Origin of the sequence: Tolypothrix sp. PCC 7712, from assembly GCF_025860405.1 — a bacterium.
Classification (GTDB): Bacteria; Cyanobacteriota; Cyanobacteriia; order Cyanobacteriales; family Nostocaceae; genus Aulosira; species Aulosira diplosiphon.
Genome location: NZ_CP063785.1, coordinates 2,733,872 through 2,759,948, shown reverse-complemented (window position 1 = coordinate 2,759,948; position 26,077 = coordinate 2,733,872). Strand labels below are relative to the sequence as shown.

The following is a 26,077-nucleotide window of genomic DNA, read 5'->3' as shown; positions in this document are numbered from 1 at the left end:
TCTAGAAAGCAAATAACTGAATAGTGTACGCTTTACGTCAAGGATACGAAAACTATACTGCTCCTAAAAGCCAGCATTCCCAGCCTCCTTTGGTTGATCCGGCTGTCATCCGGGCTGCTGGTCAGATTTACTACACTCTTTGTGAAGCGCATCCTGAAGTAACAGGACAAGCCACAGGAGTAGCGATTAATCGCACTACCCATCGCGGCAAAGTTGTTTTTACTAACAGCCCAGTGCTGTTACCACAAGAATGTTTTGTACCACTAAATCAAATTGAATCTCATATGTATTAGTCAATAGTCAACAGTCAACAGTCAACAGTCAACAGTCATGACAAATGACTAATGACAAAGTACAAATGACACATGACTAATGACAAAGGACTATATGGACATTTTGATGATTGTCCCGGCGAGTTTACTCGTCTTCATTTTGGGTGCTTCTATTGGTAGCTTTATTAATGTTGTGGTTTATCGGCTGCCGGCGGGGTTGTCGGTTCTTTGGCCTCCTTCCCGTTGTCCCCATTGCCTCAACCAGCTAAAAGCTTACGATAATGTACCCGTTTTGGGGTGGCTGTGGCTCAGAGGTCGGTGTCGTTATTGTAAAAGTAAAATTGCTGCCCGTTATCCTGTGGTAGAAGCGATAACGGGCATAATTTTTGTACTAGTTTTTTTACTATTTAAAGTTTCTATTTTGACAATTGGCTATTGGGCTTTTTGTAGCTGGTTATTGGCCCTATCACTCATAGATTTAGATACGATGACTCTACCCAATCAACTGACTCAGTCGGGTTTGGTTTTGGGGCTGATCTTCCAAATAGCAATTGGGTTTTTCCCTGAAGGTAGCTCTGTGGGAGCAATTAAGCACCTGATGATGGGGATTGTGGGAGCTGTACTGGGCTTATGGTTATTTGATGCGATCGCGTTTTTTGGTTCCATAGCACTAGGTAAAACTGCAATGGGAGCCGGAGATGCCAAATTAGCGGCGATGATGGGAGCTTGGCTAGGTTGGAAATATTTACTCTTAGCTGGTTTTATGGCTTGTGCTGTGGGCGCGTTAGTAGGTGGTGTGGCTATAGCCCTTTCACAGCGCCGCTTTGGACAGAAAATACCCTTTGGCCCGTTTCTCGCTTTGGGAGCTGCGATCGCTTTATTTGGCGGGGAAGCAATTTTATCTGTTTACCAGGGGTTATTTTTTCCAGTAACGTGAATAGAGGAGTCAAAAACCAATTTAGCATCCAAAGTTATCAAATTTCATTTTCTCCAGCTTCCCTTAACAACCCATTAAACCATCATAAGAAATTTCTACCCCCTATGACTGTAACCGCAATTACGCCAACGCCCCTTGAGATTTTGGTAATATCATCCTGTGACCTGTATTACCCTCTTAAAAAGCTGATTGCTCATCACCTTATAACACTAATTCTTGATTTGGGAGCAAGTATACCCTGGCGGGGTTGGGAAAGAGCATCCGGTTTAGGGGTAAATATGCAAACGCTTGTGCGGATACCTTCACAAGAACGAATCAACAACACACTTGTGTTGGCATAAGCATTTTCGTTAAGCTGGCAACCAAAGATGCTAAATAAGGTCTGAATTGCTTACAAGCGTAATTTGACGATGTAGTCAATAGTCAAGAGCCAAACGGGATGAACAACTGTTCCCTTCCCCTAGCGGAGCCACCCAATCCTCCGCATCCCTTCTCTAGTCCCAAATCATAACTTTGAAATGAGGACTTTTACCCTGTAATCCCCATCGCTTCTTGGCCCGTTTTCGACCTCATTACCCACTTGATAAGATAAAAATGGCAAACAACGAAGAATCACGCGGTTTAAAGTCTCTATTGGATTGGTTTGCGAATCGACGGAAATCCGGAACCACCAGCCTGGAACGTCAAGAACGCGAAATCGCTGATGGATTATGGCATAAATGCGCTAAGTGTGGTGTATTGGCATATACAAAAGACCTGAGAGCAAATCAAATGGTTTGTGCTGAGTGTGGTCATCATCATCGCGTGGATAGCGATGAACGCATTCGCCAATTGATTGACCAAAATACCTGGAGACCGATGGACGAGCATTTGCGTCCCACCGATCCTCTAGGATTTCGCGATCGCAAACCCTATAGCGATCGTCTGCGGGAAATGCAGGACAAAATTGGTTTAATCGATGCAGTCAAAACAGGTTTAGGCGAAATTAACGGTTTACCTGTGGCGTTGGGAGTCATGGACTTCCGCTTCATGGGTGGTAGTATGGGTTCTGTTGTCGGCGAAAAACTCACCCGCTTAATTGAGCAAGCCACTCAACGCCGCTATCCTGTAGTAATTGTCTGCACTTCTGGTGGTGCCAGAATGCAAGAAGGAATGCTCTCTTTGATGCAGATGGCGAAAATCTCCGCAGCGCTACAACGCCATCGCGATGCCAAACTTTTATATATTCCCGTTTTAACTCATCCCACTACTGGGGGTGTAACAGCAAGTTTCGCCATGTTGGGCGATATTATTCTCGCAGAACCAAAAGCCACAATTGGGTTTGCTGGTCGGCGAGTGATTGAGCAAACCATCAGAGAAAAACTCCCCGAAGATTTCCAAAGCGCTGAAGATTTGCTCAAGCATGGCTTTATTGATGAAATCGTTCCCCGGACTCAGTTAAAGAATACTCTATCTCAGTTGATTGGCTTACATCAGCCCGTACCCACCACCCCGCACATGGTTTTGTGGGAAACCATGAGTTTGAGTTCTAGCGCGGCTGAATAGGGGAAAAGGGGAAGGGGACAAGGGGGAAAGGGGGAAAGGGGAAAAGAAATACCTCCTCATCTTCCTCATCTCCCTCATCTCCCTCATCTCCCCCATCTCCCTCATCTCCCCCACCTCCCTCATCTCCCCCACCTCCCTCATCTCCCCCACCTCCCTCATCTCCCCCACCTCCCTCATCTCCCATCAATGGGGTTCTTTGACAAACATCAGGGGTAAAATCGCTAGGAGGCGACAGGCGCTAGAGAGAGCGAATAAGCCTAGTAAGCCTCCTTGTTCAGCGAATTGGGCGATGAAACCACCAATTGTTGCACCTAAAGCACCACTCACACCAGCAACGGCAGATGCGATCGCAAAATAGATAGACTGGTTTTTTAGTGGTACTATCCCCAGTTGCATATTGTTATTGCATAGATCAATTGCTGCACATGTACCACCTGTAAAAATATGTAATAGCGGTAACCATAGCCAAATATTCCAACTATTAGCACTGACACCCATCCACAACACAGGTGTGAGTGCAACAAAAATTCCAATTACAATCAAAATCCGGCGATTACCGATTTTATCTGCCAATTTACCCCACAGGATAATCAAAAGCATATTCGCTCCGGCTTGCAGGCTACCGTAGAGCGTCACGCAACTTACATCTAAATGCAGCCGATCTAGCATATAGAAGTTGAAAAAAGGTGCGCTGATATTCACAGCCAGCATCCAGAAGCCGAAATACAGCAGAAACCTTAAAAAGTTAGTGTTACTCCAAATGCTAGCAACCTCGTTGTTTGGGGTTGGATGTAGCGGAGAAATTTCCTCTATGTTTGTAGTAGATTCACTTACTTGCTGGTACTTTACAAGGCTAGTGTTTTGCACAGCAGGATTCATATCTATTTGAAAGTACTGACATCCCAAACTGATAATCCCGAACAAAATACCTACAAACAGAATTACCCCGTAACCTTGTAAAGTTCCACCATACCAATGAGATACAGCTAACCCCGCCAACGGTACGCAGAACAAATTAGTCAAGCTAGCCGCACTATTGCGAATACCAAAATACCTACCTCGTAACCGCCGAGGTACAATCATTGCTAGCCAACTCAGCCATGATGCGCTTCCTAGTCCGCCTAAAAGACTGCTGAACAAGACAACTAACAGTGTTAATCCTACTAACTGGGAAGCAGTCAGACCTAACCAGCCGGAGCTAATAATACCAATGCCGAGAATTAGCCACAGTAACCGAGCAATTCCATGAGTTCTTAAAGAATAGTAGAAACGGCTGCTGCTGCGTTCTGACAGGTACGCACCCAACGGCTGAACTAAGTTCACCAGCATGGGAATCGATGACAGCATTCCAAAAACTACCGGACTAGCACCCAATTCCAACAGGAAATTGCTAAGTAAAATACCACCTGTAGCCACACCAAAAACTGTGGCAAAAACAGCATCCAGGGTTGAAGCCTTCAAACTGGTGCGAATCGCATCTTTATAAAGCTGCGAATTGCTTTTGGTGGTAGAAGTTAGTGTTAATTGCGGCGTGGTAATCTGGCCAGTTTCCAGAGTTACAGGCGCAGCTGTTTCAATCGGAACAGAAGTCATAACTTAAAGTTTTACGGAGAGATCCCCTAGATGAGTTTTGTGCCGATAATTTCTCGTCATTCTACCTTGCATTTCTCAATAAAAATTCAGATTTAGAAATATTAGGCATCAATTAGAGACGATATAAGTAGAAATAGAGAGATTAGCAACTCAAGGCTGAAATATGAAGTATGAATTCAATTCAATAATCAACTTAAGCCATTCATAATAGGATACAGATTAGGCAATTTTTATCAACTGCTAAATCTGAGAGATAATTACCAATTTATTGTTTGTTTCATCCTTTATCCTTGATCATTCTCCTGCGGAGACGCTACGCGAACATCCTTTTTAGTGATGAGAAATAGTTGGTTCAAGTTTTTTGGATTGGTAATTGCGATCGCGATCGCAATTATTAGTTGCCACAGTCTAACACTACCCAAAGCATCTACAGCAGTTACGGTCAAACTTAGTGGTTGGGGAGGTAATCCTGTAGAACAAAAACTTCTACAGCAAGTACTAAAAGACTTTGAAGCACAGCACCCCAAGATTAAAGTTAAGTATGAGGTCATTTCAGACCAATACATGGACGTTATCAAAACCCGCTTGGTAGGAGAAGCTGCACCTGATGTTTTCTATCTGGATGCGCTAGAGGCTCCTTTTTTTATGAGTCAAAACGTCCTCGAACCTTTAAATGCTTATATCACTCCGGAATTTGATTTAGCAGACTTTGAACCTAACCTACTTAATAGCTTCAAGTACCAAAACCAAATTTACGGTTTTCCCAAAGATTATTCCACTTTATCGCTGTTTTACAACAAAAAAGCTTTTGCTGAGGCTGGTTTGAGTAATTCACCAACTACATGGGAGGAATTACGCAGCTATTCTGAGAAACTAACAGGAAAACTCAACAAATATGGCTTTGGGGAAATTCCGGAATTAGCGCGTCAAGCTTATAAAATCAAAGCCTTTGGTGGACAAATTATTAATCAAAATGATTATGCCACCTTTGCTAGTGAACCAGGCTTGCAAGGATTGCAGTTAGTTATAGATCAGTATCAAAAAGACCGTTCCTCTGCTCAAAAATCTGATGTGGGAACAAACTCTGGTAGTGAAATGTTTGGTCAGAGTAAGGTAGCAATGGTCATTGAAGGTAATTGGGCAATTCCTTATTTGCAAGAAACCTTTCCTCAATTAGAATTTGCTACCGCAGAGATACCTACAATTAATGGTAAAAATAACACTATGGTGTTTACAGTTGCCTATGTAATGAATAAACAAGCCAAACATAAAGCAGAAGCTTGGGAATTAATTGCTTATCTCACAGGTAAACAAGGAATGCAAAAGTGGACAGGAACAGGGTTTGCACTCCCTACGCGGAAATCTGTAGCTGAGAAATTAGGCTATGACCAAGACCCCTTGCGATCGCCTTTTGTTAGTGGCGTATCCTACGCTACACCTTGGCAAGCTGGCAAATATCCAGCAGCTATTGTCAATAATTTTGATAACCAATTTATTAGCGCTTTATTAGGTCAGCAGCCATTAAAGCAGGCAATGGTAAGAGCGCAAACAGCAGCGAATCAGCAAATTCAGGCGATGGAGTAAGCTCTAACCAATCTACCAAATTACCTCAGGGTAGAAATCAGCTATTTCTTGATCGGCTGTAATGATTACTGCTTGATGACTTTTAGCTAGTGCTACAACGACCCGATCAACTGGATCGCGGTGCTTCCAATCTAACCGAACACTTTCTAGCCAAATATTTTCATCAATGGGTACAATCTCAACGACACTAGATTTTTTCAGTGTTGCGACATAGTCGTTGAGATTGACTCCTAAATCGAGTTTTCTATTTTTGATTTTGATTGAGATTTCCCAGATTGCAATAGAAGGGACAAGACCATTTTGCTCCCGTTCCATGCGATCGCACATTTGGCTGGCTCGTTGAGAAAGCTTCTGTGGATCTAAACTCCACCAAATGAGAGCGCAGGTATCGAGGACTATTTTCACAATTCTGTCCATTCCTCACTGGTTGGTGTGGTTAAATCTTCAAAATACTTGACTTTCCCGCGCATCTCCTTAAATAGCTCCTCTGTTGAAAGTGTCTGTGGATATTTGGAAATTTTGACCACAGGCTTACCGCGATCGGTAACTACAATTTCTTCCCCTTCTGACTCTACAAGTCGCAGGAACTCCAGTAGTTGAGCTTTGAGTTTACTTTTAGAAATCGATTTCATAAATGACTATAGTCATGACTATAGTCATAGTCTCACAAAAAACTTAGACGCACTATCCCTCTTTTAGTTCTTCTTGCAAGAGCGATCGCTGATCCCAATTTTAGATTTTAGATTTGGGATTTGGGATTTGGGATTGAAAATCTTTAAAATCAGGCTAATTCAGGGTTTTCAAAGACTACATCTTCGTAAAGGTCAGCCATTGTACCTTCAAATTTAATACTCTGTAGTTGAAATGATTTATCTGCGTCTGTGTAAGATTGTAGAACCCATAAACCTTGCTCATTACGGCGAAAACACTCAACTCGCTGACGTTTGGTGTTAATTAAAACATACTCTTGCAGACTTTCTAAAGTTTGGTAATCAGCGAATTTATCTCCTCGGTCAAAGGCTTCGGTAGAGTTAGATAAAACTTCGACAATTAAACAGGGAAATTTTTTATAAGCAGGAGTTTCGCGATCGCGTTCGTCGCAAGTCACCATCACATCAGGATAGTAATATCGATTCAGAGATTCGATGCGTGCTTTCATATCAGCAATGTAAACACGACAGCCTGAACCGCGTACATGATTACGAACAAGCGCAAACAGGTTTCCCGCAATCGTAACATGGGAGTCCAGCGCTCCAGCCATTGCGTAAATGTAGCCGTCGATGTATTCATGCTTGATGTCGCTGTTTTCCTCCATTTGCAGGTATTGTTCAGGGGTGAGGTAGATTTCAGGTGAAGCAACCATAGTTAAGACCTCAGAATTTAGCAATGCAATTTCTTGATTTTATTTCTATATAGAACTGATATTTGATTTTGGCAAAGCTTAGGTATACTTTTCCTCCTTCTTCACCCTTAGAGAAGGGTGAATTGTTCCTTGGCTAATAGTAGCTTGAGCCAAAAAACAGCGATCGCTCTCAATGTTGGTTGCAAATAGTCATTTTTTTTAATTTATACTATTTATCTTAGTATTATTACTGTGATTGCATTAATCTGCTCAACCAGAGATATTCATCATAAAATCAACATAATTTCATCATAAATTCATAATTAAATCATCAAAAACTTATCTAAAAATAGATAAGTTTCATAAAGATATACTTTCGATGAAGTTAGTAATTATTATTTTTAAGATTTCAAGAATGATCAACGAATCTTAACCTGAAATATACGTATAAAGCTTATATTTTACGCAAAGCAATTTAGGAATTATTTGTAGATAAAAAATTATGGCTGCCATCAGGATTAATGTAGGGGGACAAGCGTATACAGATAGCTTGGGTAATCAGTGGCTTGCAGATCAATATTCTTCAGGCGGTAACATCTATACGACAACAGCTGCGATCGCCAGTACAGTTGAAGACCCTCTTTATCAAAACGAACGGTGGCTGAATGACTTTTCCTATGCAATTCCCGTAGATAATGGAGAATACACAGTTAAGCTGAAGTTTGCGGAACTGTTCTTTAATGCTGCTGGTCAACGCGTCTTTGATGTAAAAGCAGAAAGTAATTCAGTAATTACTAACTTGGATATTTTCAAAGAAGCTGGTGCTAACACAGCTTTAGACAAGTCTTTCACAGTTAAAGTTACTGATGGCACATTAAATTTAAATTTCCTCTCCAGTGTCAACAATGCCAAAGTTGACGCGATTGAAATCATTCCCGTTACGACAACTCCAACTGCACAGGTAATTGTGCAACAGAGTGGCGGAAATACTGCAGTAACTGAAGGTGGTGCTACTGATAGTTACTCATTAGTTCTTAGTAGCCAACCCACCGCCAATGTCACGATTAACCTGGGGACAACTGGTAATCAAATTACCCTAGATAAAACTAGTCTGACTTTCACTCCGAGTAACTGGAATACAGCACAAACAGTTACCGTTGAAGCCGTTGATGATATTGCTGTGGAAGGAAATCACACAGCCAATATTACCCACACCGTCAGCAGTACAGATAGCAAATATAATAATCTTCCTGTGGGTAATGTTGTAGTCAATATTACCGATAACGATACTGCTCCCACCCCACAGGTAATTGTGCAACAAAGTGGCGGAAATACTGCGGTAACTGAAGGTGGCGCTACTGATAGTTACTCATTAGTCCTCAGCAGTCAACCTAGCGCCAATGTCACGATTAATCTCGGGACAACTGGTAATCAAATCACTCTCGATAAAACTAGCCTGACTTTCACTCCAAGTAACTGGAATACAGCACAAACAGTTACTGTGAAAGCCGTTGATGATATTGCTGTGGAAGGAACTCACACAGCTAATATTACCCACACCGTCAGCAGTACAGATAGTAAATACAATAATTTTGCTGTAGGTAATGTTGTAGTCAATATTACCGATAATGATACTGCTCCCACAGGTAAAGCCATACGTATTAATGCAGGTGGCGCAGCTTTTACAGATGGACAAGGTAATCAATGGCTTGCAGATCAATATTCTTCAGGTGGTAACACCTATGCGACAACAGCTGCGATCGCCAGTACAGTTGAAGACCCTCTTTATCAAAACGAACGGTGGCTGAATGACTTTTCCTATGCAATTCCAGTAGCTAACGGAGACTATACAGTTAAGCTGAAGTTTGCGGAACTGTTCTTTAATGCTGCTGGTCAACGCGTCTTTGATGTGAAAGCAGAAAATAATTCAGTAATTACTAACTTGGATATTTTCAAAGAAGCTGGTGCTAATACAGCTTTAGACAAGTCTTTCACAGTCAAAGTGTCGGATGGCACATTAAATTTAAATTTCCTCTCCAGTGTCAACAATGCCAAAGTTGACGCGATTGAAATCATTCCCGTTACGACAACTCCAACTGCACAGGTAATTGTGCAACAGAGTGATGGAAATACTGCGGTGACTGAAAGTGGCGCTACTGATATTTATTCATTAGTCCTCAGTAGCCAACCCACCGCCAATGTCACGATTAATCTTGGGACAACTGGTAATCAAATCACTCTCGATAAAACTAGCCTGACTTTCACTCCAAGTAACTGGAATACAGCACAAACAGTGACTGTGACAGCTGTTGATGATACTGCTGTGGAAGGAACTCACACAGCTGATATTACCCACACTGTTAGCAGCACAGATAGCAAATACAATAATTTTGCTGTGGGTAATGTTACAGTCACTATTACCGATAATGATAGTAATCCCACTCCTACGCCTGGAGCGATTCGGATTGATGTAGGCGCAACTAAAAGTTTTACTGATACTCAGGGTCAAGTATGGCAGGCTGACCAGTATTTTGTTGGAACTAGTAATGTCTATACTGTCACAGCACCTATCGGCAAAACAGAAGAAGATATCTTATATCAAACAGACCGTTATGCGAAAAATTTAGCTTACGAAATTCCTGTAGCAAACGGTAACTATACAGTCAATCTTCACTTCTCAGAAAATTACTGGACTGATTTCGATCAACGGGTATTTGATATCTCTTTAGAAGGTCAGAAAGCTTTCTCCAATGTAGACATTTTTAAACAATCTAAAAATGCCTTCTTCCCTGGAAATAACTCTGCTTTAGTATTATCTGTTCCTACCCAAAATGTCAGTGATGGCAAACTCAACCTCAATTTAGATGCTAGCGTTAACAATGGCACAATCTCGGCAATTGAAATCATTCCCCTAACAGGTTCCCAAGTTATTTTGCAACAAACGGGGGGTAGTACTGCAGTTGCGGAAGGTGGTGCTGATGATAATTACTCATTAGTTTTAAATAGCAAACCTACCGCCAATGTCACAATTAACTTGGCAACAGACAAAGCTAACCAAATCACCCTCAACAAGAGTAGTTTCACATTTACTCCTGATAACTGGAATATTGCACAAAATGTTACTGTCAATGCCGTTGACGATAAGTTAGTAGAAGGTAATCACACAGTCAACATTAGTCATACCGTTACTAGTTCCGATAGCACATATAACAATCTCAGCATTCCCAAGGTTACTGTTAGTATCGCAGATAACGAAACAGTTGCCATCAGCTTTACGCAAAAAGTAGTAGCGACAATCAATGAGTCCACACCTGCTGGCCCTACTACAGCCACTTGGGGCCCAGATGGCAGACTGTACGTAGGCGATTACGATGGCACGATCAGAGCATACACTTTCGATCAGAATTACAACGTTACCAATACCCAAGAGATTACTACTCTTAAGGGCTTATATAACAGTGACATTTTAGGTATCGCCTTTAACCCTTATGATACCTCTGATGCACCTAGTATCTACGTAGCTCATAGTAAGCTCTATGCTAATCGTGGCGGAGCTTTTCCTCAGACAGAACTTTCGCCTTACAGCGGTCAAGTCTCTATTCTGCAAGGAACTAATTTTTCCCAGTTGATACCTTTAGTTACAGGTCTACCAACTTCTAACCATGACCACGGCATTAATGGTTTAACTTTTGATAATAAAGGCGATTTATACATCAATGTTGGTGGTAACACTAATGCCGGGGTTACCAATGATAATATAGGCGGTATTCCAGAATCTCCTTTCTCTGCTGCTATTCTCAAGGCAGAAATTTCCAAAACCAACTTTAATGGTAAGGTTCAGTATTCTTTACCATCGAATTTCCAACCGCCAGCCGGATTGACTTTTGATCCAGCCATTAGTCAGGTGTTTGGAGATAAAGCCACTGTGAAACCGGGTGTTGACGTGTCGGTTTACGCTAGTGGGCTGCGGAATCCTTACGATGCAGTGTTTACCACCAAAGGATTACTTTATGCCACAGACAACGGTCATAACCCAGGCTTTGGAGATATTTCTACTTCAGCTACAACTCAGAAACCTGCAACTGGCGCTCCCGATGAACTAAACCTGATTGAACAGGGTAATTATTATGGTAGCCCTAACCGCAATCGCGGCATTTCAGATCCTCGCCAGAATGTTTATTACGATCCATCGCAAGCCAGTATTCCAGGAGTATATACTGCTCCCATCGCTACCAATACGGCTTCAACTAATGGTATAGATGAATATCGAGCTACAGCATTCAATAATCAATTACGGGGGAATTTAATTACCCAGCGCTGGAATGCGGAAGTTTCTACTTACCAACTATCAGCAGATGGTAAGACGGTACAAAAAATCGATACCATCAATAATGTTGGCGGTGGGTTAGATATCTTAACAGGCCCAGGTGGTGCGCTTGTGGGCATAAACTATAGTGATAAAAAAATCACAGTTGCGACTCCTAATGATGCTGCGGCAATAGGTGTTACCGCTTACGATATCTTTCCTTGGCGCGCACCTGCTAATAATGATGCGGGTAAAAATACATTTGTGATTGGTGGTAAAAACTTTGGTACTTTGGCGAATACTCAAGTAATTATTGGTGGTAAGACGGCAACGATTACAGAAGTTAACAGCGAAAGAATTAAGGGTATATTACCATCATTTACTAATACCAATCCCATTGACTTGCTAGATGTGACTGTTAGCAGTAATGGTCAATTTTCAACGATTGCAGATGCATATTTACCACTATATGGCTCTGCTACATTCGTGTAATGAACTTAGAGGTTGTTTAAAAAACGATTGGCTGTCTCTGTACACTTTAGGACTTACACAAAAGTTAGGTAATTACGTCATTACGAGCGCAGCGACGTAATCGCCTGAGATTCTGGGATTGCTTCCCTACACTTCGTTCCGGTCGCAATGACAAATTTTGCTTGCGTAAGTCCTGAACGAACTTATTGATCCCCCATAACCCAATACAGTTCAATTAAGCTCTTTAGCGAGTGATTTTTCACTTATTAAAGAAGCTAGCTCAATTGGGGGATTCTCCCCCAAACCCCCGATTGGGTGACGGTTGCGTCCCCCAAACCCCCTCCAAAATTATGGTTCTGTTTTTTGTTGAGTAATTAGTTTTGGTTCTTACGTACCTGTTATGCCAAATTATTAGTTAAACCTCAAAGCTTGGCTGAAAAATATAGCTTAAGAACTCAAACACTTGCCCAATGCCTAAAATGTTATTAAATAATGCCCATTATTATTGTTTGGCAAGGGTTGCGTGATAATTGTGAACGTGATTTAGCATAGTATGAAGAGCCTTAGTTTTTTGGTTTTGTGCTCAATTAATTTTCTTAACTGAACTGTATTTTCCCCTGCTATTTGCGCTTGTCAGGTCAATAGGGGGATTTATTTTAGCATTTTAGTGAAAGGTTAGAAAACTGCAATAAAAATCATATCAATGTCGGCTAATTACTTACGATATGGTTGGTCTTGTTGGTAATTGTTAAACTGTATTTTTATTTCCCATTACCCATTACCCATTACCCATTACCCATTACCCATTACCCATTACCCATTACCGACTTTCACAGATAATGATAAGTCCCCAAATGGATATGATATCAGACATACTATATGGAAAATAGCAATTAAATTTATTTATGCAAACAGTCTTTTTATTTTTTAAACATATAGTGCAAGAAAGGTGTGACCTTATATATTTTCTGATAGAGTTTTGCCAGTTGTCTGTTCCCTGTTTAGATTAATTATTGCTGCACTACGAGCTTTTACTTTGTGGGAAAAATTAATAACTCACTCTATTAGGTAACAGTTACACCTATCAGTAAATTATATATCTTTATCGAAAATTTATAAATTCTTCCTCATGTATTTAGAGAAAATTTATAAATTTTGGAAAGTTATGAGCATCTCATTTAGGACTTGTTTTAATCTTTAAAAAAAACTCATAAAAAGTTTACATAGCACCTTGTTTTAGGTTTAGCTTTTCCGAGAGATTAAGTAAGAAATTGTTTGGAAATGACAACAATGGTTACCAAGATCCTCCGGATCAATACAGGTGGTGCAGCCTACACTGATACTCAGGGTAATCTCTGGGAAGCTGATAATTATTTTTCTGACGGTAACACTTATACTACAACTGCGGCGATCGCCAATACTGTTGAAGACCCTCTTTATCAAGACGAACGGTGGCTAGACAAATTCTCTTATGACATTCCTGTTGATAACGGCGACTACACAGTTAACCTCAAGTTTTCCGAACTCTTCTGGACTGAAGCTGGACAACGTGTATTTGATGTAAATGTCGAAAATCAGTTAGTCTTTGATGACTTGGATATTTTTAAAGAAGCGGGTGGTAATAACATCGCTTTGGATAAGTCTTTTAAGGTTAAAGTCACTGATGGGATTTTAAATTTAGATTTCTTGGCGAGTGTTAACAATGCCAAAATCGACGCGATTGAAATCATTCCTGTAGATACAACACCAACGCCCACACCCACGCCCACGCCCACACCAACACCCACACCAACACCAACACCCACACCCACACCAACGCCCGCGCCCACACCCACAGCCACAGGCAAAACAATTCGCATTAATGCAGGTGGTGCAGATTACAGAGATAGTCAGGGTAATCTTTGGGAAGCAGATAATAGTAAGTATTTTGATGGCGGTAACACCTATACTACAACTGCACCGATCGCCAATACTGTTGACGACGGCCTTTATCAAGACGAACATTGGTCAGATAAATTCTCTTATGCCATTGCTGTTGATAACGGCAAATATACAGTTAAGCTCAAGTTTTCCGAACTCTTCTGGACTGAAGCTGGACAACGTGTCTTTGACGTAAGTGCTGAAGGTAATCCAGTAATTACTAACTTGGATATTTTCAAAGCAGCGGGTGGTAATAACATTGCTTTGGATAAGTCTTTTGATGTTACAGTTGCTGATGGCACACTGAATTTACAGTTCTTGGCGAGTGTCAACAACGCCAAAATTGATGCGATTGAAATCATTCCTGTAGATACAACACCAACACCAACACCCACGCCAACACCCACACCCACGCCAACCCCAACGCCAACACCAGAGGCTATTCGGATCAATGTAGGTGGTAAAGCTTACACTGATGCCAAAAAGAATAAGTGGGATGCAGATCAACCGCAATATGTGGTTGGTGACAGCAACGTCTATACCACCACTGCGGAAATTGGCAAGACAGAAGATGATCCTATATATCAAGACGATCGATATGCAGCAAAGCTAGCTTACGAGATTCCCGTAACAGCTGGTAACTATACAGTAAATCTGCACTTTGCTGAGAATTTCTTCACTGTCTTCAATGAGCGCATCTTTGATGTTTCTTTAGAAGGTCAGAAAGTGTTCTCTGACGTAGACATTTTTAAACAATCTAAAAATGCGTTCTTCACAGGTAATAACTCAGCGCTAGTACTATCTGTGCCTACTGTGACTGTTACTGATGGCAAGCTGAATCTTAATTTGGATGCCAGCGTTAACAATGCTCTGCTCTCAGGTCTAGAGATTATCCCACTCACTGGCCCTCAGGTGATTTTGCAACAAACACAAGGTAGAACTGAGGTTACAGAAGGAAGTGCTGATGATAGTTACTCATTAGTTCTGAATACACAACCGACCGCAGATGTCACAATTAATGTAGTTAAAGGCGATCGCTTAACTACAGATAAGACTAGCCTGACCTTTACTCCTGCTAACTGGAATGTTCCGCAAACTGTAAATGTCAATGTAGTTGATGACAAAATAGCCCAAGGTGCTGACAATCTCACCATTTCTCATACTATCTCTACTACAGATAGCAACTATCAAAATCTCACCATCCCAGAACTTCCTGTCAGCGTCAACGATAATGATATCGTTGCTATCAGCTTCACTAAGAAAACAGTAGCTTCAATAGCTGCACCCTCAACTGCAGCTTGGGGGCCAGATGGCAGATTATATGTAGGTACTTATAGTGGTGAAATCAGAGCTTATACCTTTGATGAAAAGTACAATGTTATCGATACCCAAATCATCACCACAATTCAAGATAAAGCTGGCAACAAACCAAACATCTTGGGTATTGCTTTTAACCCCTACGATCAATCTGGTTCCCCCAGTATTTACGTTGCCCATACAAGGCTTTATGGTAACGGTGGCAGTGCTTTTCCTAAAACAGAACAGTCATTTTATAGCGGTCAAGTTTCCATACTAGATGGGCCGAATTTCTCCAACTTGACAGCTTTAGTCACAGGACTACCAACTTCCAATCAAGACCACGGGATCAATGCTTTAACATTCGATCAAAAAGGTGATTTATACATCAATGTTGGTAGTAATACTAACGCAGGTGTCATTAACAGCAACATTGGTGGTTTACCAGAATCACCTTTGTCTGCGGCTATCTTAAAAGCGGAGATTTCCAAACCGGGCTTTAAGGGTGATATCAAGTATGTTCTACAAAATCCCCTACCTCCTGGTTATGAAATCCCAGCAGGATTAACTTTTGATCCTGCAGATAGTCAAGCCTTTGGTGATGTTGCCAATGTTGTACCGGGTACTGACGTTTCAGTCTATGCAAGTGGTCTGCGAAATCCCTTTGGCGCAGTTTTTACTACCAAAGGATTGCTTTATGCTACTGATAATGGTCATAACACAGGCTTTGGAGAACTTTCTACCTCAGCTACAACTTCTATCCCTGCACCCGGTGCGCCAGATGAACTAAACCTGATCAAACAAGGTGAATACTACGGTTCTCCTAACCGCAATCGTGGACGTACTGATGATCGCCAAAATGTTTTTTATGGGCCAGATAAACCAAGCATTCCTGGTGTTTATACAGCGCCACTCACAACTTTTGCTTCTTCAACTAATGGCATTGATGAATATCGGGCAACAACTTTCCAAAGCCAATTGCGCGGTAATTTAATTGCCCAGCAATGGAACCAAAAACTTTACAGCGTGGCTTTATCAGCTGATGGCACAAAAGTTATCAAAAATACAGTTCTCAATGCTGATTCTCCCGTTGCAGATGGTTTGAGTTTGGTAACTGGGCCTGGTGGTGCAATTCTCGGTATTGACTATGCTGATAATGCAATTACCGTTGCGACGGCGGACGATCTTTACATAGTAGATACTACTGCTTATGATATCTTCCCTTGGAGGGCACCAGCAGCAGGTGGTAATACATTTGTGATTGGCGGTAAAAACTTTGGTGGAGAAACTGAAGTTTCAATTGGCGGACAAGCTGCAACTATCACTTCAGTTTCATCCCAAATAATTAAAGGAATTCTCCCCAACTTTACCGCTAGCCAGTTCATTGATCCCAATAAGGATGGATTGTTAGATGTAGTTGTGAAGAGTAATAATCAAACATCTGTGATTACAGATGCATTTGCACCATTAAATGACAGTGCAATCTTTGTTTAGTGAAACATACAATTATACTGGGCGCTGATAGCAATCCTATCTGATGTGTGAAATATAAGGTATGAATATTTCATCAATGATTTAGGAGTATTATTTAGTGGTTCTCAATCATTTTTAAGATATTACAGGGACACAAATTATTTGTGTCCCTATTTTCATTTATAAATTAGAACGATTAGCTGTTATTATCATGTCTGAACTCAAGAAAACCATTTTGAATACATAACGTGGCAGATAGGTAGGGCACGGCATCCACCATCTTTTTACATATCAAATATCTTACTGGTGCCCATTGGTGTCAACTTAAGCTAAAAGCTATATACGGCGCGTGTTGTACAAATACCTCGCGCCCTCATCCCCTAACCCCTTCTCCCGCAGGAGAAGGGGAACTAAATCTCTGGCTCCCTTCTCCCTGTGGGAGAGGGGCTGGGGGTGAGGGCGAAACCTTGCAGCCAGGCGGTTTTCACGTTAAGTTGACACCAATGACTGGTGCCGTGCCCCTACAATCTGTCGCATTCTTTTTTCAAACTGGGTAATTAATTTTATGTAACTACTTATTCATTTGCGTAGGCGTTCGCGTAGCGTCTCGTAGAGAAGCCCGCCGTAGGCATCGCAAACTCGCCAACCAACAACAGAAGCCATTATCGTTAAGTCAATAGCGGCTATCCTCAACTCAGTAGTGGCTATCCTCAACTCAGTAGCGGCTTTGCTCAACTCAATAGTGGCTATTCTCAACTCAATAGTGGCTATTCTCAACTCAGTAGCGGCTTTGCTCAACTCAATAGTGGCTATTCTCAACTCAGTAGTGGCTATTCTCAACTCAATAGTGGCTATTCTCAACTCAGTAGTGGCTATTCTCAACTCAATAGTGGCTATTCTCAACTCAATAGTGGCTATTCTCAACTCAATAGTGGCTATTCTCAACTCAGTAGTGGCTATTCTCAACTCAGTAGCGACTTTCCTAATATTTCCTACCTCTTGTTTTTGCCTCTTCTCTTGCCTCCTTAGCTCAACTTTATCCAAAATTAAAAACTCGGTTTTCCTTATCCGGCAAAAATCCTGGTTTTTTGGCAAATACTTTTTCCATGTTACTGATTTGCACCCAAATCCAAAAACTAAAACTACCGTCCCACAATGGTTTCAGCGTCAGGTTTTGGGCTGAGTAAAAATGGATAAAGTCGAGAAGAGTCTCCTAAGCAATAGCCGGATTGTCTTGGAAGCCTAAACTGTATGCGAAGCATCAGTGTAGGAGTATGTCACTGAAACGTGGTATTACTCTAAGAAAAAAGAAAGCGCTCAGGAAGGAGCAAGACTAAAATTGTCAAATTATGAAACTGTCTCTATAAACATTCCCAAGCTTTCGATTATTATTCCTACGTTAAATGAGGCTGCAAATATTGCAGAGGCAATTATCACGACTCAAGGCAGTACAAATACGGAAGTTATTGTGGTCGATGGTGGCTCTCAGGATGACACTGTAGCTATAGCTCAGTCATTGGGTGTGAAAGTTATCTTCTCATCTCCTGGGCGGGCAGTGCAAATGAATGCGGGTGCTGTAGCTGCTAGTGGTGAGATTCTGCTATTTCTCCACGCAGATACTCGCTTACCTGCTGGCTTTGATGGTATGGTGCGGACTGCACTCCTACAACAAAAAACCGTGGCGGGTGCTTTTAAGTTGCGGATTGATGCAGCGCCTTGGGGTATCAGGTTGGTGGAATGGGGGGTAAATTTGCGATCGCATTTTCTCCAAATGCCCTATGGCGATCAAGCTATTTTTATCACTAAGTCGATGTTTCAGCAAATAGGCGGTTGCCCTGAATTGCCTATTATGGAAGACTTTGAACTCATTCGCCGTTTAAAAAATATGGGTAAAATTATCATTGTTCCCGTACCAGTTCTTACATCTGCGCGCCGATGGTTGAACAAGGGAATCTTTCAAACCACCTTCATTAATCAAATAGTAATTATCGCTTATCTACTTGGTGTATCACCTGAGCGAATTCGTAGCTGGTATCGCCAGGAAAAATTTAGAAAGATTTAAGCTGATTCTCAGGGAAGTAGAATATTTTGGTTGTAGATAGCAAGACGCTCAACAGTAAACAACTGATAATTAGGTCGGCGAAATTAAAGATAACTGGCTGAGGCTGTCATTCTTACAAAGTTCTGATCGGAGGCAACCTCCGCTCAGACTTTGCGCTTTGTCCTTGGTCATTTGTCATTGGTAAGGATTTAAAGCCTATTTACTTTTATTAACATAGTTTGGGTTATTTCCACTGACTTACTTAACTGAAAATGCAAAAGCGCCAATTGTATCCTAAACTGAAATTTTTACTATTAGGTTGTCTAGTTGCCACAGTCATCATTGCTAGTCAACATCTCAATATCCAAGAAATGTTACTAACATTAATAACATCAGTTAACAATCTAGGTTATTTTGGCCCGATTGCTTTTATTGCTGTTTATAACTTAGCGACTTTATTATTTGTACCAGGTTCTATTTTGACATTAAAGGGTGGTTGTTTATTTGGTGTATTTTGGGGTTCTGTTTATGTCATAATTGCTGCCACCATTGGAGCTACTTTAGCTTTTTTAATTGGTCGCTATCTTTCACGGGATTGGGTAGCGCAACAACTAGAAAAACATCCTAAATTTAAAGCGATTGATTTGGCTGTGGCTCAAGCAGGATGGAAAATTGTGCTACTAACTCGCCTCTCTCCTATCTTTCCTTTTAATTTATTAAATTATGCATTTGGAGTCACGCAAGTTTCCCTCAAAGATTATATTTTAGGTTCTCTTGGCATTATTCCGGGAACTGTGATGTATGTTTACATCGGCTCCTTAGCAACAAATTTGACGATGCTGAATACAAGCAATCATCCTAGTAATCCTCAAGCTCAAATTGGAGAATGGGTAATACAAATATTGGGGTTAATTGCTACGGTGGCTGTGACTATATATATAACTAAAGTTGCTCAAAAAGCTCTCAAACAAACTGTAGCAATAGTCGAGATTACTGATGATAGAAGTAACGAAAAGTAAGGAGTTATTCAAAATCCCTACGCTCTCAATACTTGTCGGTTAAGGGGAAAAGGGGAAGGGGAAAAGGGGCAAGAAAAAACCTTTAACCCTTACCCTTTCACCTTTTCCCCAAACCAAATTAAGAGTTTAAAATCCTTAACCGAGCAGTATTGCCTACGCTCTTATATATATTTAAATTATTCTAATTATACGTGGCTATGAAAAATGCGATCGCACAGCAAACTGTCTTATTATTTACCTGTTCTGTGTTGTTGATAGGCTGTGGTAAAAGTAGCAGTACAGATAAAACTCCCGCAACTAATTCTACATCAGCAGCCGCTAATGGAATTCCTATTGGTATCGCATTTGCTCAAACAAGTAATGTAGCATTACTCGGACAAGAAGGAACTGATGGTGTAAAAATTGCTGAAAAATATTTCAATGCTAAAGGCGGTATCAATGGCAACCCGATTAAATTAATCTTTCAAGATACTGGCGGCGATGAAGTCGGAACTGTTAATGCTTTTCAAACTTTAATTAATCAAAATAAAGTTGTAGGAATTATTGGCCCTACTTTATCACAGCAAGCTTTTAGTGCTAATCCCATTGCCGAACGCAATCAAATTCCAGTTATCGGCGCATCCAATACAGCTAAAGGTATTCCCGAAATTGGTGATTATGTGGCGCGGGTTTCTTCCTCGGTGGCTGTTGTTGCACCTTATGCAGTGAAAGCCGCACTTAAACAAAATCCGAATATCAAAAGAGTAGCTATATTCTATGCTCAAAATGATGCTTTCAATAAATCAGAGACAGAAATATTTCAAAAAACAGTTAAAGATTTAGGATTAGATTTAGTTACAGTTCAAAAATTCCAAACTACAGATACCGACTTTCAAACTCAAGCCAGTAGTGCAATTAATTTAAAACCAGATTTAGCAATTATTTCTGGTTTAGCTGTTGATGGCGGTAATTTAGTTAAACAACTACGAGAACTTGGTTATCAAGGAATTATTATTGGTGGTAATGGTTTTAATACATCTCATATATTTTCTGTCTGCAAAGCTCTTTGTGATGGCGTAATTATTGCCCAGGCTTACAGTCCAGAATATCAGAGTGAAATTAACACTGCATTTCGCAAAGCCTATTTTGAGCAATATCGTAGAGAACCACCCCAAGTCAGCGCTCAAGCTTTTACGGCTTTACAGGTATATGTAGAAGCGCTGCAATCTTTAGATAAAAAGAGTAAAATTAATCAACTTTCATTACCACAACTGCGTAAAGCCTTAAATCAAGAATTACTCAAAGGAACTTATCAAACTCCTTTGGGTGAAATTGCTTTCACACCAGTCGGTGATGTCATTCAAAAAGACTTTTACGTTGCCAAACTGAAAATGGAACCAAACGGAGTGAAAGGAAAATTTGCATTTTTAAACGTTAAATAAAACAAGTATCTCACTCACTTAAAATAGACTGCTTGATCAATTTATTTGCCAATGCATCTACCTATATAATCTAATACAGTTCAGTGAAGAAAATTAATTGATCACAAAACCAAAAAACTATTTACTCAACAACAAAACGGAACCATAATTTTGGAGGGGGTTTGGGGGACGCAACCGTCACCCAATCGGGGGTTTGGGGGAGAATCCCCCAATTCTTCTGGCTTTTGTAATTAACTGACAAATCAATCACTAATGAGCTTAAGCCAAGCGTATTGCTATATAATCAGGTCATTTAAGCAAATGATATATTCTCATTATTTCAAAAAAGTAATTTTATTCGCATTCCTAGCAATCAATATTGCCTTTATTTTCAACAATGAAACAGCATTAGCACAAGCATCCACTACCTTTAATCCCCAATCAATTTTACGCGATGCTTTGCAATGGATTGATAGCCTGGGTTCTGTAGGCGCGATCGCTTTTATTGCACTATATATTATTGCTACCGTTGCTTTTTTACCAGGTTCGATTCTCACCTTGGGTGCGGGTGTTGTTTTTGGTGTAGTTTGGGGTTCGCTTTATGTATTTCTTGGTGCAACATTAGGAGCAACTGCAGCTTTTCTTGTAGGACGTTATTTAGCAAGAGGGTGGGTTGCTAATAAAATTGCAGGTAATCAAAAATTTGTTGCTATCGATAAAGCTGTTGGTAAAGCCGGATTAAAAATTGTCCTGTTAACGCGACTTTCTCCAGTATTTCCGTTTAATTTATTAAACTATGCCTTTGGGATTACAGGAGTTTCTCTTCAGGATTACTTTATTGGTTCTGTAGGGATGATTCCTGGAACCATTATGTACGTTTATATTGGTTCTTTAGCTGGTAATTTGGCGAGAATTGGCAGTGAAACACAACCTACCAATTTAACAATACAATGGGCAATTCGGATTATTGGTTTTATTGCTACAGTTGCAGTCACAATTTATGTGACGAGGATAGCAAGGAAAGCTTTAGAGGAGGAGGTAAGCAATAATTAATAAAAAATCTGCTTTCGGGTGAATTGGATAATTTATTTTCTGGAAGTACCTAAAAATTGAATGCGAGTTAACAGTCAACAGTTAACAATCAACAGTCAACAATTAAAAAATGTCTAATTTAGAATTTGAAAGAGTTACAGTCCGCCCAATGGATGAATATAACCAAACTTTGGTATCCCACGTTCATCCACCAGATTGGATAAATCCGAAACCTGCTGATATTTACGACTTAGTAGTAATTGGTGCAGGAACAGCGGGATTAGTTGTGGCTGCGGGTGCGGCGGGTTTAGATTTGGGTTTAAAAGTCGCATTAATTGAAAAGCATCTCATGGGTGGAGATTGCTTAAATGTAGGTTGCGTTCCTTCAAAAACTATTATTCGTTCGGCTCGTGTGGTGGGTGAATTGTGGGATGGTAAGGAATTAGGAATTAATATTCCGCAAAATATTGATATTGATTTTCCCGCAGTTATGGAAAGGATGCGCCGCATTCGTGCTGGTATTAGTCCCCATGATTCGGCTGCACGCTTTCAAAAGTTAGGCGTTGATATATTTCTAGGTAGCGGTCGATTTGCGAGTAAAAATACTGTGGAAGTTGGCGACAAAACTCTGCGGTTTAAAAAAGCCGTAATCGCTACGGGAGCAAGAGCCGCGCAACCAGGGATTCCGGGAATTGAAAAAGCTGGTTATTTAACTAATGAGTCGGTTTTTTCCTTAATTCAACGACCGGAACGGTTAGCAGTCATTGGGGGTGGCCCGATTGGTTGTGAATTAGCGCAAGCTTTCCGACGCTTGGGTTCTGAGGTGGTGCTTTTCCATCGCAGTTCTCATGTTCTTAATAAAGAAGATGGGGAAGCTGCAGAAATTCTGCAAAAGGTTTTAATTAAAGAAGGAATTCGCTTAGTACTTAATTGCAAATTAGAAGAAGTCGTCACCGTCACCGAAGGGAAGCGACTGTACTTTTCTAGCAACGGACATCGCGATTCTGTAACTGTAGATGAAATTTTAGTGGGTGCGGGACGCGCTCCCAATGTTGAAGGTTTGAATTTAGAAGCCGTTGGAGTAGAGTACGACAAGCAGCATGGTGTGAAAGTCAATGATTACCTGCAAACGACTAATCCCAAAATTTATGCAGCTGGGGATATCTGCATGAATTGGAAATTTACCCATGCAGCTGATGCAGCCGCACGCATTGTCATTAAAAATACCTTATTTTCACCCTTTGGGCTAAGTCGTAGCAAACTCAGCAGTTTAGTTATGCCTTGGGTAACCTATACTGACCCAGAAATTGCCCATGTAGGATTGTCGGAACAAGAAGCCAAAGACAAAGGCTGGAATGTCGAGACAATCAAAATTCCTTTTAGTAGTGTAGACCGTGCGATCGCAGATGGTGAAGAGTCAGGATTCCTGAAAATTATCCACAAAAAAGGCTCCGATGAAATTCTCGGTGCAACCATTGTCGCTCGTCATGCAGGGGAAATGATTTCGGAAGTGACTACAGCAATTGTCGGTAAGTTAGGTTTGAACAAGTTAAGCGGTGTCATTCATCCCTATCCCACCCAAGCAGAAGCAATTAAAAAAGCTGCTGATGCTTATCGGCGCAAATTATTAACAGAAAATACCAAACGCCTCTTAGGTTTTCTCACCAAATTGTCTTAATCTTCAAGTATTCTCTCTTCTCTGTGTACTCTGTGTCTCTGTGGTTCGTTATTAGGTAAATCAGAGGTAGGGGAACAGTTTTGTATTTTCCTTTCCCCCTTCCCCTTTCCCCTTTAACCTTTCCCCTTTCCACATCTTTTGCAAGAGATCTAAAGTTCACCACCAGATGATGCACCATACTTGCGGTAATGAACGTGGAACGGGGTAAACTGGATATTCTTTACAGAAAGTGTTACTTAAATTTCACTTTATTACTTAAAATCCTATGGTGGCTAGTATAGAAAGTTCTACTAATCAAGAGTTAGTCGGTTTTATCTGGAGCATTGCCGACAAACTCCGTGGCCCATACCGTCCACCACAGTACCGCCGGGTGATGTTACCTTTGATTGTATTGCGGCGTTTGGATGCAGTCTTGGAACCGACAAAGCAAGCTGTCCTGGAGGCTAAGTCTAAATATGCGGCGATGGGTTTAGAGGGGGATGCTTTTGAAAAAGCGATCGCTAAAGTGGCAATTGGTCATCCTGATAAACAGTTTCACTATATGTTTGCCAATCCGCCTTTTGGGGTGGAATGGAAACCAGAAGATTTTATTAAAGATGAGTATGACAATTTAGGATTTAATGGGCGTTTTGGGGCTGGTTTACCGCGCATTAATGATGGTTCGCTGTTGTTTTTGCAACACATGATATCGAAAATGCACTCATCCCCAGAAGTAGGCGGTGATGGTTCGCGAATTGCGATCGTGTTTAATGGTTCGCCTTTATTTACAGGGGATGCGGGGAGTGGTGAAAGTAATATTCGCCGTTGGATTATTGAAAATGACTGGCTAGATGCGGTGGTGGCGCTACCTGACCAAATGTTTTATAACACGGGAATTTTTACTTATATTTGGTTGGTGACGAATAAAAAAGCAGCGCATCGTCGGGGGAAAGTACAGCTGATTGATGGTACTCGTCATTTCCAAAAAATGAAAAAGAGTCTCGGTAATAAGCGCAATGAATTATCCCCTGAGCATATTGCGGAACTGGTGCGACTGTATGGGGATTTTGAGCATAATGATGTCAGTGTGGTGGAGTCAGACGGACAGATAGAAAAGCGGGTTTGCTCAAAGATTTTTGATAATCAAAAGTTTGGATTTCTTAAAATTACTGTAGAGCGTCCGTTACGGTTAAATTTTCAGGTGAGTGAAGAGCGTTTGGCGCGGTTGTCGGAGCAGAAAGCATTTCAGGATTTAGCAACGACTAAGAAGCGTAAAGATGCTAAAGTCCAACAGTTAGAAATTGAGATGGGTGAAAGTCTGCAAAATCAAATTTTAGCTGCTTTGCAGAAATTGAATGCAAATAAACTTTATCTGTCACGGGATGAGTTTGAAAATGACTTAAATCGGGTGTTAAAACAAGCGGGATTAAGTTTAAAAGCTCCAGTAAAAAAAGCGATTTTAGCAGCATTGGGAGAGACTGATACAGAAGCGGAAATCTGCCGAGATGCTAAGGGGAATCCTGAACCGGATAGTAATTTACGAGATACGGAAATTGTACCTTTACCGGATGATATTACCTTGCCGTTACCTTTGGAATATGACAAAGATGCAAGTGTAAATGAGTTGATTAAGTTAGTAAAGGGGCATTGTGAGGCATATTTTAAAGCGGAAGTATTGCCCCATGTACCAGATGCTTGGATTGATTTTGATAAGACTAAGGTAGGGTATGAGATTCCGTTAAATCGTCATTTTTATGTGTATCAGCCGCCTCGTCCTTTGGATGAAATTGAGAATGATATTAAATCTTTAGAAGCAGATATTATGGCAATGTTGGGGGAAGTGGTTTAGAGGCTAAAATAAAAATGTAGAGTCGGGAGTTTTAACGATGGCTTTAACAATTGCAGATGAAGACTTAGAAAGTATTCAGCTTTCGGCAGAGATTCGAGAAAAGGCTTTACACAAAGCTAAAGAAGGGTATGTAATGGCTTTATTAGAGGTAGGAGAAATTACCAGTGGACGGGCTGCAAAAATTCTGAGTGTTTCTCGGCTAGAAGTTATCGAAATGATGAATAAATGGGGTATTTCTATTTTTGATGACTCTCAGAGTTTGGAGGAATTACGTCACGAAGTAGAACAAGCAGAATTAATGTTAAATCAGCAAATTTCTTAAATGATAAATGTAGAATTG

The 26,077-nt window shown here is 40.8% G+C and carries 18 protein-coding genes and 1 pseudogene; 14 read left to right on the top strand and 5 right to left on the bottom strand.

All coding sequences use genetic code 11. The features are described from left to right. Nucleotides 1-23: 23 nt before the first annotated feature. The 3 genes from HGR01_RS11305 to accD all read left to right on the top strand — a co-directional run bounded on the left by HGR01_RS11305 (nt 24) and on the right by accD (nt 2,754). Nucleotides 24-293 (top strand): hypothetical protein, encoded by a 270-nt coding sequence (locus tag HGR01_RS11305; RefSeq protein WP_045868628.1) that lies wholly within the window; start codon nt 24-26, stop codon nt 291-293. A 94-nt stretch (nt 294-387) separates the two neighbouring features. Further along, the gene (locus HGR01_RS11300) at nt 388-1,209 is read left to right on the top strand and encodes a prepilin peptidase (protein ID WP_045868629.1); all 822 of its coding nucleotides are present in this window, start codon (nt 388-390) and stop codon (nt 1,207-1,209) included. A 594-nt stretch (nt 1,210-1,803) separates the two neighbouring features. Further along, the gene (accD, locus tag HGR01_RS11295) at nt 1,804-2,754 is read left to right on the top strand and encodes an acetyl-CoA carboxylase, carboxyltransferase subunit beta (RefSeq protein ID WP_045868630.1); all 951 of its coding nucleotides are present in this window, start codon (nt 1,804-1,806) and stop codon (nt 2,752-2,754) included. Here accD and HGR01_RS11290 read toward each other — a convergent pair. Both HGR01_RS11290 and HGR01_RS11285 read right to left on the bottom strand, forming a co-directional pair. After that, entirely contained in the window at nt 2,738-2,938 is a 201-nt protein-coding gene (locus HGR01_RS11290; protein ID WP_045868631.1) for a hypothetical protein, read from the bottom strand. The two genes, accD and HGR01_RS11290, sit on opposite strands and share 17 nt — an antisense overlap. Continuing rightward, complete coding sequence (locus HGR01_RS11285) at nt 2,938-4,347, bottom strand: MFS transporter (RefSeq protein WP_045868632.1); 1,410 nt, start codon at nt 4,345-4,347, stop codon at nt 2,938-2,940. Before HGR01_RS11285 ends, HGR01_RS11290 begins: the two co-directional genes overlap by 1 nt. Nucleotides 4,348-4,683: 336 nt before the next feature. Between HGR01_RS11285 and HGR01_RS11280 the strand changes: the two genes are divergently transcribed. Further along, nucleotides 4,684-5,931 (top strand): ABC transporter substrate-binding protein, encoded by a 1,248-nt coding sequence (locus HGR01_RS11280; RefSeq protein WP_045868633.1) that lies wholly within the window; start codon nt 4,684-4,686, stop codon nt 5,929-5,931. Between the two features lie 12 nt (nt 5,932-5,943). On the opposite strand, the gene HGR01_RS11275 is transcribed toward HGR01_RS11280, so the two are convergent. The 3 genes from HGR01_RS11275 to HGR01_RS11265 form a co-directional block, all read right to left on the bottom strand. Beyond that, nucleotides 5,944-6,336: a type II toxin-antitoxin system VapC family toxin gene (locus HGR01_RS11275; protein WP_045868966.1), complete on the bottom strand. Its 393-nt coding sequence runs from the start codon at nt 6,334-6,336 to the stop codon at nt 5,944-5,946. Then, nucleotides 6,333-6,563, bottom strand: a complete 231-nt coding sequence (locus HGR01_RS11270) for a type II toxin-antitoxin system Phd/YefM family antitoxin (RefSeq protein WP_045868634.1) — start codon at nt 6,561-6,563, stop codon at nt 6,333-6,335. Before HGR01_RS11270 ends, HGR01_RS11275 begins: the two co-directional genes overlap by 4 nt. Nucleotides 6,564-6,712: 149 nt before the next feature. Further along, entirely contained in the window at nt 6,713-7,294 is a 582-nt protein-coding gene (locus HGR01_RS11265) for a Uma2 family endonuclease (protein WP_045868635.1), read from the bottom strand. A gap of 481 nt (nt 7,295-7,775) precedes the next feature. Here HGR01_RS11265 and HGR01_RS11260 point away from each other — a divergent pair, with 481 nt between their 5' ends. The 10 genes and pseudogenes from HGR01_RS11260 (at nt 7,776) to HGR01_RS11215 (ending at nt 26,059) form a co-directional block, all read left to right on the top strand. Continuing rightward, the gene (locus HGR01_RS11260; RefSeq protein WP_045868636.1) at nt 7,776-12,071 is read left to right on the top strand and encodes a malectin domain-containing carbohydrate-binding protein; all 4,296 of its coding nucleotides are present in this window, start codon (nt 7,776-7,778) and stop codon (nt 12,069-12,071) included. A 1,269-nt stretch (nt 12,072-13,340) separates the two neighbouring features. Further along, nucleotides 13,341-16,760 (top strand): malectin domain-containing carbohydrate-binding protein, encoded by a 3,420-nt coding sequence (locus HGR01_RS11255; RefSeq protein WP_052335095.1) that lies wholly within the window; start codon nt 13,341-13,343, stop codon nt 16,758-16,760. Nucleotides 16,761-17,486: 726 nt separating this feature from the next. Continuing rightward, nucleotides 17,487-17,768, top strand: a pseudogene (locus HGR01_RS41925) (hypothetical protein); the annotation flags it as partial. A gap of 310 nt (nt 17,769-18,078) precedes the next feature. Continuing rightward, entirely contained in the window at nt 18,079-18,801 is a 723-nt protein-coding gene (locus tag HGR01_RS11245; RefSeq protein WP_081584095.1) for a TIGR04283 family arsenosugar biosynthesis glycosyltransferase, read from the top strand. 251 nt (nt 18,802-19,052) lie between these two features. Then, on the top strand, nt 19,053-19,799 hold the full coding sequence (locus HGR01_RS11240) for a TVP38/TMEM64 family protein (RefSeq protein ID WP_045872748.1): 747 nt from the start codon (nt 19,053-19,055) through the stop codon (nt 19,797-19,799). A gap of 197 nt (nt 19,800-19,996) precedes the next feature. Then, the gene (locus HGR01_RS11235; RefSeq protein ID WP_045872749.1) at nt 19,997-21,220 is read left to right on the top strand and encodes an ABC transporter substrate-binding protein; all 1,224 of its coding nucleotides are present in this window, start codon (nt 19,997-19,999) and stop codon (nt 21,218-21,220) included. A 300-nt stretch (nt 21,221-21,520) separates the two neighbouring features. After that, the gene (locus HGR01_RS11230; RefSeq protein WP_045872750.1) at nt 21,521-22,252 is read left to right on the top strand and encodes a TVP38/TMEM64 family protein; all 732 of its coding nucleotides are present in this window, start codon (nt 21,521-21,523) and stop codon (nt 22,250-22,252) included. A 109-nt stretch (nt 22,253-22,361) separates the two neighbouring features. Then, complete coding sequence (locus tag HGR01_RS11225; protein WP_045872751.1) at nt 22,362-23,909, top strand: mercuric reductase; 1,548 nt, start codon at nt 22,362-22,364, stop codon at nt 23,907-23,909. A 265-nt stretch (nt 23,910-24,174) separates the two neighbouring features. After that, nucleotides 24,175-25,737 carry a type I restriction-modification system subunit M gene (locus tag HGR01_RS11220; RefSeq protein WP_045872753.1) on the top strand — a complete coding sequence of 521 codons (1,563 nt, stop codon included), beginning with the start codon at nt 24,175-24,177 and terminating at the stop codon, nt 25,735-25,737. 37 nt (nt 25,738-25,774) lie between these two features. Next, complete coding sequence (locus HGR01_RS11215) at nt 25,775-26,059, top strand: UPF0175 family protein (protein ID WP_045872754.1); 285 nt, start codon at nt 25,775-25,777, stop codon at nt 26,057-26,059. The last annotated feature ends 18 nt before the right edge of the window (nt 26,060-26,077 follow it).

Coding starts and splice junctions, on each gene's coding strand:
- HGR01_RS11240 (WP_045872748.1), top strand. CDS start 19,053: ATGCAAAAGCGCCAATTGTATCCTAAACTGAAATTTTTACTATTAGGT.
- HGR01_RS11220 (WP_045872753.1), top strand. CDS start 24,175: ATGGTGGCTAGTATAGAAAGTTCTACTAATCAAGAGTTAGTCGGTTTT.
- HGR01_RS11225 (WP_045872751.1), top strand. CDS start 22,362: ATGTCTAATTTAGAATTTGAAAGAGTTACAGTCCGCCCAATGGATGAA.
- HGR01_RS11290 (WP_045868631.1), bottom strand. CDS start 2,938: ATGGGAGATGAGGGAGGTGGGGGAGATGAGGGAGGTGGGGGAGATGAG.
- HGR01_RS11265 (WP_045868635.1), bottom strand. CDS start 7,294: ATGGTTGCTTCACCTGAAATCTACCTCACCCCTGAACAATACCTGCAA.
- HGR01_RS11285 (WP_045868632.1), bottom strand. CDS start 4,347: ATGACTTCTGTTCCGATTGAAACAGCTGCGCCTGTAACTCTGGAAACT.
- HGR01_RS11270 (WP_045868634.1), bottom strand. CDS start 6,563: ATGAAATCGATTTCTAAAAGTAAACTCAAAGCTCAACTACTGGAGTTC.
- HGR01_RS11235 (WP_045872749.1), top strand. CDS start 19,997: ATGAAAAATGCGATCGCACAGCAAACTGTCTTATTATTTACCTGTTCT.
- HGR01_RS11260 (WP_045868636.1), top strand. CDS start 7,776: ATGGCTGCCATCAGGATTAATGTAGGGGGACAAGCGTATACAGATAGC.
- HGR01_RS11300 (WP_045868629.1), top strand. CDS start 388: ATGGACATTTTGATGATTGTCCCGGCGAGTTTACTCGTCTTCATTTTG.
- accD (WP_045868630.1), top strand. CDS start 1,804: ATGGCAAACAACGAAGAATCACGCGGTTTAAAGTCTCTATTGGATTGG.
- HGR01_RS11230 (WP_045872750.1), top strand. CDS start 21,521: ATGATATATTCTCATTATTTCAAAAAAGTAATTTTATTCGCATTCCTA.
- HGR01_RS11215 (WP_045872754.1), top strand. CDS start 25,775: ATGGCTTTAACAATTGCAGATGAAGACTTAGAAAGTATTCAGCTTTCG.
- HGR01_RS11255 (WP_052335095.1), top strand. CDS start 13,341: ATGGTTACCAAGATCCTCCGGATCAATACAGGTGGTGCAGCCTACACT.
- HGR01_RS11280 (WP_045868633.1), top strand. CDS start 4,684: ATGAGAAATAGTTGGTTCAAGTTTTTTGGATTGGTAATTGCGATCGCG.